This is a genomic window from Streptomyces sp. NPDC037273 (genome assembly GCF_055603625.1).
Genome location: NZ_JBVJVO010000012.1, coordinates 132,858 through 144,087 on the forward strand (window position 1 = coordinate 132,858; position 11,230 = coordinate 144,087).

Consider the following 11,230-nt stretch of genomic DNA (forward strand, 5'->3'; position numbering starts at 1 on the left):
GAAGACCGCAGAAGAAGACCGCAGGGGACCCGCTGAGGCCCTCAGAGCACCGACACACCCGAAGGACGGATTCCGCACGTGACCACAGCCCCTCGCCGCCGGACGGTGCTCTCCGTCGCCCTGGCGGTCACCGCGGCCGCCGCCGGCTGTTCCGTGCCGGAGCCGCGGCGGACCGCGCCGACCGCCGATCCGGCGCCGGGGAAGCCGGTCGCGCGGGCCGGCGGGCGGCGGGCGCTGCTCATGCAGTTCGCCGCGCACCCCGACGACGACCTGTACTTCATGAACCCGGACACCCAGCGGCTGCTCGACTCCGGGGTCCCGCTGGTCTCGGTGTACGTGACGGCCGGCGAGCACACCGGCCGGAACCGGATCGCCGGGATGCCCGACACTCCCCCGGACCGGGCCGCCTACTCGTCCGCCCGCCACCAGGGCCTGCGCCAGTCGTACGCCGAGGCCCTCGGCCTGCCGAAGTTCACGCCCTGGCGGCGCGAGGTGCTCACGCTGGCCGGCGGACGGCGGGCCGAGGCCGACACGCTCGCGCACGGCGGGCGGCGCGTCGAGCTGGTCTTCCTGAACCTGCCGATGCACACCGCCCGCAGGTACATGGCCCTGCCGGCGCTCTGGCACGACCGGGCCCTCGAACTGCGCACCCACCTGTCGGCGGGCTCGCCGGTGACCCGCTCGGACACCTACGACTACGACGGCCTCGTCGGCACGCTCACCGAGCTGCTGCGCCGCTACCGGCCGACCGTGGTGCACACCCTGGACCCGGACCCGGACATCCAGCTCGGCGACGAGGCCACCCGGCGGCGGGACTCCGAGCAGCCGGGGTACGCGGACCACGGGGACCACACGGCGGTCGCCTGCTTCACCTGGGCCGCGCTGAGCCGCTGGGTCACCGACACGGTCGGGGACGGCGGCCCGATACCGGCTTTCGCCGCCACCGCCTTCCGCGGCTACTACAACCGGCACTGGCCGAAGAACCTCCCCCCGGAGGTCCTCAAGGAGAAGGCCGCCCGGCTCGTCCCGTACGGCGGCGACCCGTCCTGGCAGTGCGGGAACCCCTCGGGCTGCGGCGACTACGGCGTCGGCGGCGACCGGCCGCTCACCAACCGCAAGGGCTGGGTCCGCTCCACCCACCACCGCTGGCCGGGCGCCCGTCCGGTGGTTGCCGAGGAGCCGGACGGCCGGCTCACCGCGTACGGCGTCCTCGGCCTGCGCGCGGTCCGCTGGCGGGAGCGGGCTCCGGGCGGCACGCGCGGGGCCTCGGCGCCGGCCGGGGGCGACTGGGGCGAGCCGGAGGACCTCGGCGGCGGGCCGCTCGCCCCCGCGCTCGGCTCTGCGGTGCTCGACGACGGCCGGGTGCTGCTCTTCGGGGTGCGGTTCGCCGCGCTCGACGGCCACGGCGGCCCGAACCGGCGCGAGCTCGTGCTCCTGGAACAGCGCTCCCCCGGCGGTCCCTTCCTCGCCTGGCGGGGCCTCGGGAACCCGGAGCACACCGACGACCGGGGGCGCCGGATCGGCGCGCCGGTGGCGGTCGCGGCCCCGGACGGCCGCGTCCACCTCTTCGTACGGAACGCGGACAAGGGCGTCTCGACCAGGGTCCGGGCGGCCTCGGACGGCTCCTGGGGTCCCTGGCGGGCGCTGCCCGGGGACGCGGAGGTCCAGGACGGCCTCGCCGTCTCCCTGGACGCGGCGGGACGCGTGCACGTGTACGCGGCGGGGCGGGAGTCCGTACGCCACTGGGTCGACGGGGCCGACCGCTCCGACCGGCTGCCGCTCTCCGGGTCGACGGTGGCCACGGCCGGCGGCGAGCTGTTCCACCGGGCCCCGGCGGCCGCCGCGCTCCTCGGCCCGACGGGCGACGCCGGCCTCGACGGCTACGGGGACGTGGTCGCCGCGCGCTCGACGGCGCTCGGCACGGTCCTGCTCGGCACCGACGTGCACGGCCGTGCCCAGCTGCGGTCCGGGGGCCGGCTGCGGACCCGCACGGCCGGCGACCCGGCGGTCACGGCCGCGCTCCACCTCGGCGCCCGGGACCGGGTGACGGTGGTGGGCCTCGGCCCGGACGGGCACCCCTGGAGCTGGCGGCCGTAGCGGCGCCGGAACGCGAGGAGCCCCGGGAACGCGAGAAGGCCCCGCACCTTTCGGTGCGGGGCCTTCCCTACTGCTGAGCAGCTCTCACGAGCTACCAGGTCAGTTCAAGATCAGGCAGTGATCTTGACGACCTGGCCGGCGCCGACGGTCCGGCCACCCTCACGGATGGCGAACTTGAGGCCCTCCTCCATGGCGACGGGCTGGATCAGCTCGACGGACATGGAGGTGTTGTCGCCCGGCATGACCATCTCGGTGCCCTCGGGGAGGGTCACGACGCCGGTCACGTCCGTGGTACGGAAGTAGAACTGCGGGCGGTAGTTGTTGAAGAACGGGGTGTGACGGCCACCCTCGTCCTTCGACAGGATGTACGCCTGCGCCTCGAAGTTGGTGTGCGGCGTGACCGAGCCCGGCTTGATGATGACCTGGCCGCGCTCGACGTCCTCGCGCTTGATACCACGGAGGAGCAGACCGACGTTCTCACCGGCCTGGCCCTCGTCGAGGAGCTTGCGGAACATCTCGATGCCGGTGACCGTGGTGGTGGTCTTCTCGGTCTTGATGCCGATGATGTCGACGGTCTCGTTGACCTTGAGGACACCACGCTCGATACGACCGGTGACGACGGTGCCACGACCGGTGATCGTGAAGACGTCCTCGATCGGCATCAGGAACGGCTTGTCGACGTCACGCTCGGGCTGCGGGATGGACTCGTCCACGGCCTTCATCAGGTCGAGGAGCTTGCCGCCCCACTCCGCGTCGCCCTCGAGGGCCTTGAGCGCGGAGACGCGAACGACCGGCAGGTCGTCGCCCGGGAACTCGTACTCGGAGAGGAGCTCACGGACCTCGAGCTCGACGAGCTCCAGGATCTCCTCGTCGTCCACCATGTCGGCCTTGTTCAGGGCGACGACGATGTACGGAACGCCGACCTGGCGAGCAAGGAGGACGTGCTCCTTGGTCTGCGGCATCGGGCCGTCGGTGGCGGCGACCACGAGGATGGCGCCGTCCATCTGCGCCGCACCCGTGATCATGTTCTTGATGTAGTCAGCGTGACCGGGGCAGTCGACGTGCGCGTAGTGACGCGACTCCGTCTGGTACTCGACGTGCGCGATCGAGATGGTGATACCGCGCTGGCGCTCCTCGGGAGCCTTGTCGATCTGGTCGAAGGCCGAGGCCTCGTTCAGGTCCGGGTACGCGTCATGCAGCACCTTGGTAATGGCGGCCGTGAGGGTCGTCTTACCGTGGTCGATGTGACCGATGGTGCCGATGTTGACGTGCGGCTTAGTCCGCTCGAACTTCGCCTTCGCCACTGGGGTCCTCCTGGAGTGGTTCTGAACGCCTTGCTTCATCGGCGCCAGGTGATCTTTGCTGGGATGCCAGTCGCCGGGGCCGTACCTCGGGGTTCCGGGGCCGAGCCCCGACGACTGGTGTCAAGCCTAAAGCGTGAACTCGGGAGAGTTACTCGCCCTTGGCCTTCGCGATGATCTCCTCGGCGACGTTCCGCGGAACCTCGGCGTAGGAGTCGAACTGCATCGAGTAGCTTGCGCGACCCGAGGTCTTGCTGCGGAGGTCGCCGACGTAGCCGAACATCTCCGAAAGGGGCACGAGGCCCCGCACGACGCGAGCGCCGCTGCGCTCCTCCATGGCCTGAATCTGACCACGGCGGGAGTTGATGTCGCCGATGACCTCACCCATGTAGTCCTCGGGCGTGACGACCTCAACGGCCATCATCGGCTCAAGGATGACGGGGGAAGCCTTGCGCGCGGCCTCCTTGAAGGCCTGCGAACCGGCGATCTTGAACGCGAGCTCGGAGGAGTCGACCTCGTGGTAGGCACCGTCGAGAAGGATGACGCGGACGCCAGTCATCTCGTAGCCGGCGAGGATACCGAACTGCATGGCCTCCTGCGCACCCGCGTCGACCGAAGGGATGTACTCCTTCGGGATGCGGCCACCGGTGACCTTGTTCACGAACTCGTACGAGGCGTCGCCGCCCTCGATGGGCTCGATCGCGATCTGCACCTTGGCGAACTGACCGGTACCACCGGTCTGCTTCTTGTGGGTGTAGTCCACGCGCTCGACGGCCTTGCGGATCGTCTCGCGGTACGCGACCTGCGGCTTGCCGACGTTCGCCTCGACCTTGAACTCGCGACGCATACGGTCGACGAGGATGTCGAGGTGAAGCTCGCCCATACCACCGATGATGGTCTGGCCGGTCTCCTCGTCAGAGTGGACCTGGAAGGAGGGGTCCTCCTCCGCGAGACGCTGGATGGCGACACCCAGCTTCTCCTGGTCACCCTTGGACTTGGGCTCGATGGCGACCTGAATGACCGGGGCCGGGAAGTCCATGGACTCCAGGATGACCGGGTTCTTCTCGTCGCACAGCGTCTCACCGGTGGTGGTCTGCTTGAGGCCCATGACGGCGACGATGTCGCCGGCGCCCACCGAGTCGATCTCCTCACGCTTGTTCGCGTGCATGCGGTAGATCTTGCCGATGCGCTCCTTCTTGCCCTTGACGGAGTTCAGCACCGCGGTGCCGGCCTCCAGGCGACCGGAGTAGATCCGGACGAAGGTGAGCTTGCCGAGGTGCGGGTCGCTCGCGATCTTGAACGCGAGAGCCGACAGCGGCTCCTCGTCGGACGGCTTGCGCTTGACGACGACCTCGGCGTCCTTGACGTCGTGGCCCTCGATGGCCTCGACGTCGAGCGGCGACGGCAGGTAGCGGACGACAGCGTCGAGCAGGGGCTGAACGCCCTTGTTCTTGAACGCGGTGCCACAGAAGACGGGGGTGACCGTCTTCTCGCCGTTGCCCTTGCCGGACGCGATCGTGATGCGGCGGACGGCAGCGTAGAGCTGCTCCTCGGTGGGCTCGACGCCCTCGAGGAAGAGCTCCATGAGCTCCTCGTCGTTCTCCGCGACGGTCTCGACGAGCTTGGCGCGGTACTCCTCGGCCTGCTCGACCTTGTCCGCCGGGATGTCGACGACGTCGTACATCTCGCCCTTGCTGGCCTCGGCGGACCAGACGAGCGCCTTCATGCGGACCAGGTCGATGACGCCCTGGAAGTCGGCCTCGGCACCGATCGGGAGCTGCATGACGATCGGGACGGCGCCGAGGCGGTCCACGATCATGTCGACGCAGCGGAGGAACTCGGCACCCGTACGGTCGAGCTTGTTGACGAAGCAGATACGCGGAACGCCGTAGCGGTCCGCCTGACGCCAGACAGTCTCGGACTGGGGCTCGACACCGGCCACACCGTCGAACACGGTGACAGCACCGTCGAGCACGCGCAGGGAACGCTCCACCTCGACGGTGAAGTCGACGTGACCCGGCGTGTCGATGATGTTGATCGTGTGGTCGACGTTCTCGAGCGGCCAGTGGCAGGTGGTGGCAGCAGAGGTGATCGTGATGCCACGCTCCTGCTCCTGCTCCATCCAGTCCATCGTGGCGGCGCCGTCGTGGACCTCACCGATCTTGTACGAGACGCCGGTGTAGAACAGGATCCGCTCGGTGGTGGTCGTCTTGCCCGCGTCGATGTGGGCCATGATGCCGATGTTGCGCACCTTGGCCAGGTCAAGCGAAGTGGTAGCCATAAGGCTTCAGTCTTCTCTCGGTCTCGATGTGGGTTGCGACTACCAGCGGTAGTGCGCGAAGGCCTTGTTGGACTCGGCCATCTTGTGCGTGTCCTCGCGCTTCTTGACGGCCGCACCGAGGCCGTTGGAGGCGTCGAGGAGCTCGTTCATGAGGCGCTCGGTCATGGTCTTCTCGCGACGGGCGCGGGAGTAACCGACGAGCCAGCGGAGGGCCAGCGTGGACGCGCGGCCCGGCTTGACCTCGATCGGCACCTGGTAGGTGGCGCCACCGACACGACGGGACTTGACCTCGAGGGCCGGCTTGACGTTCTCCAGCGCGCGCTTCAGCGTGATGACCGGGTCCTGGCCGGTCTTCTCACGAAGACCCTCCATGGCGCCGTACACGATGCGCTCGGCGGTGGAACGCTTGCCGTCCAGCAGGATCTTGTTGATCAGCGAGGTGACAAGAGGAGAGCTGTAGACCGGGTCGATGATGACCGGGCGCTTCGGGGCGGGGCCCTTACGAGGCATTCTTACTTCTCCTTCTTGGCGCCGTAGCGGCTGCGAGCCTGCTTACGGTTCTTGACGCCCTGCGTGTCGAGGGAACCGCGGATGATCTTGTAACGAACACCCGGCAGGTCCTTCACACGGCCACCGCGCACGAGCACGATGGAGTGCTCCTGCAGGTTGTGACCCTCACCCGGGATGTAGGCCGTGACCTCGATGCCGGAGGTCAGACGCACACGCGCGACCTTACGGAGCGCCGAGTTCGGCTTCTTCGGGGTGGTCGTGAACACACGCGTGCAGACGCCGCGACGCTGAGGGGAACCCTCGAGTGCGGGCGTCTTGTTCTTCTCGACCTTGTCCTGCCGGCCCTTACGGACCAGCTGCTGGATCGTAGGCACTACTTCTCCGGTTTCTGTGTGCCGTCGGTACAACTAACCTGGAACATTCACCGACCCACGCGGTCGGGCGTGTCGAATCTCGCGGACTTCCGCACGAGGCGGAAAAGGCGCGGATCACGGTGGCCGCTATATGACTCGCCGTGCGGTTGAGGACACGCACACGAGCCCAGGCACACCCCAGGCACAAGGCATGAGCGTACCTATCGCATGGACTCCGGTCAAAACAAATGCCCACGCGCGCGGAGTCCCGGCGGCCCCGGGGAGGGCCGCCGGTCGCGGGCGGTGGCGGCCGGTCGCGTTCAGTCGCGGGCGGTGCGCCTCGGCTCGACGGCGGCGGGGGCGTCGGCGCCCTCCGCGTCGGGCTCCAGGAACTGGTTCACGACCTTGACGAAGACGCCCAGGCGCTCGTCGGGGACGCCGAGCCAGCGGGCGAAGTCCTCCATGGTCGGCTGCCAGTCGCTGGGCGGCAGCAGGTCCGCCGCCAGCGGCAGCTCCTCGGGCGAGACCCGGCCGGACCGGATGAGCATGTCGCGGACGGACACCCCGAGCAGGGGCGCGATCCGGCGCATGGTCTCCAGGTCGGGCATGCTCTGCCGCTGCAGCAGCCGCGTGACGGCGGCGCGGTGCACACCCGCCTCGTCCGCGATGCGGGACTTCCCGCCACCACGGGGGCTGTCGATGTCGTAGCCGCGCGCCCGCATCAGGCCTTCCACCCAGCCTGCGAACTCGTCGAGCCCTTGAGTGCTCATGTGTACCGCTCCTCGCTCCCCACCCTCCGGATCCCATACCTTAGCGTGCTTGCGCGCACGGAATTACGTGCTTTCGGGCACGCAATCGTGTCGAATCGGTGAAGGGCAGCTCACAGCCATGGAGAAAGTTGTTGCGCGCTCGCACGCAACGTGTAAGTCTGGCGCCGCCGCCGCACTCGTCGGCCCCCCGAGCACCAGGAGCCCCACCGGCCCCAGAGGCCCGGGCGGGCCCCGGACCGTGGAGAACTCCCTTGTTCCATCCCGACCCGTCCCCCTGGCAGGCCTCCGCCGCGTGCGCCGGCCTCTCCCCGTCCGTCGTCTTCGCCCGCCGCGCCAAGGAGGCGGCCCCGGCTCTGCGGGCCTGCGCCGACTGCCCCGTACGCCGTGAGTGCGAGTCCGCCGTGGCCCCGGCCGAGAGCTACTTCGACGGCGTCTGCGCCGGCCGCCTCTGGCGCAACGGCCGTCCCGCCGACCCGGCGCGCGTCGCCAAGGCCGTCGCGCTGGTGGGGAGCGGCCGCCGTGGCTGAGCCCATCGACACCACAGGACCCGCGGCCGGCGCCCGTACCGTCGAGGTCGTGCTGCGGGACATCGCGCTCTGGACGGCCTCGCTGGTACGGCAGTTCCCGGAGCTCTCCGAGGAATTGGCGCCCGGCCGCCGCTCCCCCGCGGGCACCGCGCCGACCGCCCCGCACCCGGGCCGCGACGAACTGATCCGCGAGGAGCGGCGCGAGGCGCTGCTGCTCGAACAGCGGCACGGCCTGTCCGTCCCCGGGCACGGCGCCGCCCCGATCCGGCTGCACATCTCCGACGCCATCCGGGACATCACCGACGGCGTGGTGGAGCTGGAGGAGGCGGTCTGCGCCCGGCTCGCGCTGCCGCGCCCGCGCAGGGCCGGGGTGATCGAGCGGCTGCGCCGGATCGTCGGGCTGCTCGACGCCGTCGCCGGGCACCCGGACCTCGCCCGGCACGTTCGGGACGAGATCCGCCGGATGGCCCGGCGCTGCGCCCGGACGCTCGGCGACGCCGAGACGGTGGTGCGGGTGACGGGCCGCTGCCCCTGGTGCGACTCGGTGTCGCTGCGGGCGTTCCCTGACCGGCGGGCGGTGCTGTGCGTGAACCCGGCGTGCGTCTGCACGGACACGGCGTGCGGCTGCCAGGACGACCCCGCCTACCGGCACCTGTGGCCGGAGGACCAGTGGGAGGAGCTGTCGGAGGCCTCGGGGACGCACACCGAGGAGATCCGGGCGGCGATGGACGACACGAAGGAGACCGCATGCTGAGCTCGCCCGCACTGCCCGTCCTGCCCGCGCTGATCCCCGGCCCGCTCGCCGCCGAGGAGGCGGGCGTGGCCCCCGCGACCATCCGCAAGTGGGTCCAGCTGGGCCATCTGCGGGCGGCGGGCCGGGCCGGCCGGGCCCAGCTCTTCCGCCTGGAGGACGTCTTCGCGGCGGAGCGGCTGGCCCGCCGCCGGCCGCGTACCGCCTGACCTCCGCCTCCCCCGTACGGGAGAACCCCCGAAGCGCCCCGCGTCCCTCCGGACGCGGGGCGCTTCGTCATGCCGCGAGGAAGTCCCGGAGGGAGCGGACGAGTTCGTCGGCGAAACGTTCGCGCACGGGCTCGGGGACGCGGTCGAGGGAGAGGTACGGGTTGAGGTCCTCCAGCTCGACGAGGAGCAGCTCGCCGCCGGGGGCGCGGCAGGCGTCGACGCGCTGGATGCCGTGGTCGAGGGTGTTCCAGTCGACGAAGCCGCGGGCGAACTCCAGGTCCTCCTCGGTCGGTTCGTACGGCTCCAGGACCCAGCGGCGCTCGGGGTCGGGGGCGTACAGGGCGTACTGGAAGCGGTCGTCGACGAAGTAGAAGGAGACCTCGTATTGGAAGTCGACGCGCGGCTGGACGAGGAGGTCGCCGTACGGCAGGGCGGCCAGCTCCTCGTACGCCAGGAAGCGCAGGCCTATGGAGTCGGCGCCGGCCTTGGGCTTGACCGCGTACGACTCCGCTTCGGGCAGCCGGTGGAGGTCCTCGGCGCGGTCGACGGTGGGGATGACGGGGTGGCCGCTGGCCGTCAGGTCCAGGAGGTACTGCTTGCCTGCCATGTCGCCGCGGCCGTGCAGCGGGTTGTAGACGCGGGTGCCGAGGGCCGTGGCCCGGGCGCGGAAGGAGTCGTACGCCTCCTGGTAGCCGAGGACCGGGCCGCTGTTGCGGACGACGACGGCGTCGAAGGAGGCCATGAGCGCGGCCGCGTCGAGCGGGTGGCACAGGGCCAGGTCGAAGTCGGCGCGCAGCCGGGCGGTGAGGTGGATGTCCTCGTCGCAGTAGCGCCGCCCCCGGGCCGGGTAGGCGAGGTCGGTGACGTACAGCAGGCGGGGGCGGTCGGCGGACACGGGCGGCTCCCTCGGTTCGGTGACGGCCAACCTATCGAGCTGGGGTTTTCCCGGTCCGGGCGCGGGGCGCTCCGAACTAGTTGCGTGCGCGCACGCTCTCTGTCACAGTTGGTGCAGCGGCGGAGCTGCGCCCGCAGGACGGGCAGCAGCCTCCGCCGTTCGCCGTCCGGGAGCGCTGCCGCGCCCCGCCCCCTCCCCGCCGGAGCGCCCCGGACGGCACCCCGCCCCACACCCGTCCCCTCCCGAGGAGAACCGTCATGACCACTCCCCCGAGTGCTTTCCCGGACGTCGAGAAGCTGGTCGTCGACGTCCTCAAGGCCGACCCCGCCCTCGCCGGCGCCACCATCGCGGTCAACGCGCCGGCCGGCTTCGACGGCACCCAGAGCGCCGTCCTGGTCAACCGCCGCGGCGGCGCCTGGATCGGCGACGAGCACGTCGACAAGCCGCTCATCGAGTTCGAGGTGTACGGGCCGAGCAAGACCGCCGCCCACGTCCTCGCCAACGCGGCCCGGCGGGCGCTGCTCGCCACCATCGGCAAGCAGCTCGGCGCCAACAACCTCGTGCACGACGTCGAGGAGCAGGACGGGCCGCGCTGGCTGCCCGACTACCTCTACCGCGGCGCCAACCGCTACCTCTGCGTCATCCGACTGTCCCTGACGGTCTTCTAGCCACCCCCGAGCGCCTCCCGAGCCCGTACGGCTCCCTGACGGGCGCTCACCCACAGACCAGGCCTCGCCGTCCGGCGGGGCCTTTGCCGTACCCGGACCCGATGTCCGGGGCGGCCGACACCATCCCAACCCAAGGAGAAACCCCACCATGGCTGGAAACAACTCTGCCGAGATCCGCGTCGCAGGCACCGGCAAGCTCTACGTCGCCGACGCCGGCACCTCCGCCCCGGCCACCTTCGGCACGGACTCCGCCGCCGACTGGTCCGGCGCGGGCTGGAAGGACCTCGGCTTCACCTCCGGCGACGGCGTCACCTTCTCCAAGAAGGACAAGCTGGAGGCCATCGACTCGTGGCAGTCGGTCTCCCCGATCCACTACATCTACTCGAGCCGTGACCTCTCGCTGAAGTTCTCGCTGCTCCAGTTCAACGAGGACACGCTGCCCTTCTTCATGGGCGGCGACGCCGTCAAGGCGGAGCCGACGCCGGCCGTCGACACCTACCGCTACGAGATCGCCGAGCGCCCGTTCGCCGACGTGCGTGCCCTCGGTCTGGAGTTCACCGACGTCAAGGCCGGTGGCACCACGGCGGTCCGCTACCGCTTCATCATCCCGCGCGGTCAGGTCACCGCCACCGACGACATCAAGCTGGCCCGGAAGGCGGCGTCCCAGCTGGGCATCACCTTCAGCGCGATGTCGAAGGGTGACGGCAAGCCGCTGGCGACCTTCCTCATGAAGGACAGCCAGTACTCCGCGACCGTCTGATCCCTCTCCCCCCGGGGGGGGGGGGGGGGGGGGGGGGGGGGGGGGGGGGGGGGGGGGGGGGGGCGCGGGGGGAAAACAGAAGAGCGGACAGAGGCAGGACGACGAGCC

At 70.6% G+C, this 11,230-nt stretch carries 12 protein-coding genes; 6 read left to right on the forward strand and 6 right to left on the reverse strand.

The window, feature by feature from the left end:
• Positions 1-78 precede the first annotated feature (78 nt).
• The gene (locus ACZ7G1_RS28225; protein WP_470877033.1) at positions 79-2,097 is read left to right on the forward strand and encodes a PIG-L family deacetylase; all 2,019 of its coding nucleotides are present in this window, start codon (positions 79-81) and stop codon (positions 2,095-2,097) included.
• Positions 2,098-2,207: 110 nt separating this feature from the next.
• Here the strand turns inward: ACZ7G1_RS28225 and tuf are convergent, their stop codons facing one another.
• The 5 genes from tuf to ACZ7G1_RS28250 all read right to left on the reverse strand — a co-directional run bounded on the left by tuf (position 2,208) and on the right by ACZ7G1_RS28250 (position 7,312).
• Positions 2,208-3,401 (reverse strand): elongation factor Tu, encoded by a 1,194-nt coding sequence (tuf, locus tag ACZ7G1_RS28230; RefSeq protein WP_470877032.1) that lies wholly within the window; start codon positions 3,399-3,401, stop codon positions 2,208-2,210.
• A gap of 148 nt (positions 3,402-3,549) precedes the next feature.
• Complete coding sequence (gene fusA / locus ACZ7G1_RS28235; protein WP_470877031.1) at positions 3,550-5,679, reverse strand: elongation factor G; 2,130 nt, start codon at positions 5,677-5,679, stop codon at positions 3,550-3,552.
• Positions 5,680-5,718: 39 nt separating this feature from the next.
• Entirely contained in the window at positions 5,719-6,189 is a 471-nt protein-coding gene (rpsG, locus tag ACZ7G1_RS28240; protein WP_015035567.1) for a 30S ribosomal protein S7, read from the reverse strand.
• A gap of 2 nt (positions 6,190-6,191) precedes the next feature.
• Positions 6,192-6,563, reverse strand: a complete 372-nt coding sequence (gene rpsL, locus ACZ7G1_RS28245) for a 30S ribosomal protein S12 (protein WP_003948652.1) — start codon at positions 6,561-6,563, stop codon at positions 6,192-6,194.
• A 299-nt stretch (positions 6,564-6,862) separates the two neighbouring features.
• Entirely contained in the window at positions 6,863-7,312 is a 450-nt protein-coding gene (locus tag ACZ7G1_RS28250) for a helix-turn-helix domain-containing protein (protein ID WP_367827700.1), read from the reverse strand.
• Between the two features lie 251 nt (positions 7,313-7,563).
• Between ACZ7G1_RS28250 and ACZ7G1_RS28255 the strand changes: the two genes are divergently transcribed.
• From ACZ7G1_RS28255 to ACZ7G1_RS28265, 3 genes are read left to right on the forward strand one after another with little or no spacing between them, the layout of a single operon-like run.
• The gene (locus tag ACZ7G1_RS28255) at positions 7,564-7,839 is read left to right on the forward strand and encodes a WhiB family transcriptional regulator (RefSeq protein ID WP_470877030.1); all 276 of its coding nucleotides are present in this window, start codon (positions 7,564-7,566) and stop codon (positions 7,837-7,839) included.
• Complete coding sequence (locus tag ACZ7G1_RS28260; protein ID WP_470877029.1) at positions 7,832-8,593, forward strand: hypothetical protein; 762 nt, start codon at positions 7,832-7,834, stop codon at positions 8,591-8,593. Before ACZ7G1_RS28255 ends, ACZ7G1_RS28260 begins: the two co-directional genes overlap by 8 nt.
• On the forward strand, positions 8,587-8,799 hold the full coding sequence (locus ACZ7G1_RS28265) for a MerR family transcriptional regulator (protein ID WP_017239567.1): 213 nt from the start codon (positions 8,587-8,589) through the stop codon (positions 8,797-8,799). The genes ACZ7G1_RS28260 and ACZ7G1_RS28265 overlap by 7 nt, the downstream gene beginning before the upstream one ends.
• Positions 8,800-8,866: 67 nt before the next feature.
• On the opposite strand, the gene ACZ7G1_RS28270 is transcribed toward ACZ7G1_RS28265, so the two are convergent.
• Positions 8,867-9,694, reverse strand: a complete 828-nt coding sequence (locus tag ACZ7G1_RS28270) for an ATP-grasp domain-containing protein (RefSeq protein ID WP_470877028.1) — start codon at positions 9,692-9,694, stop codon at positions 8,867-8,869.
• Positions 9,695-9,951: 257 nt separating this feature from the next.
• Here ACZ7G1_RS28270 and ACZ7G1_RS28275 point away from each other — a divergent pair, with 257 nt between their 5' ends.
• Both ACZ7G1_RS28275 and ACZ7G1_RS28280 read left to right on the forward strand, forming a co-directional pair.
• The gene (locus tag ACZ7G1_RS28275; protein WP_470877026.1) at positions 9,952-10,362 is read left to right on the forward strand and encodes a hypothetical protein; all 411 of its coding nucleotides are present in this window, start codon (positions 9,952-9,954) and stop codon (positions 10,360-10,362) included.
• A 148-nt stretch (positions 10,363-10,510) separates the two neighbouring features.
• A complete protein-coding gene (locus ACZ7G1_RS28280; RefSeq protein WP_017239564.1) occupies positions 10,511-11,122 on the forward strand; it encodes a phage tail tube protein in 612 nt (203 codons plus the stop codon).
• Positions 11,123-11,230: the final 108 nt, after the last annotated feature.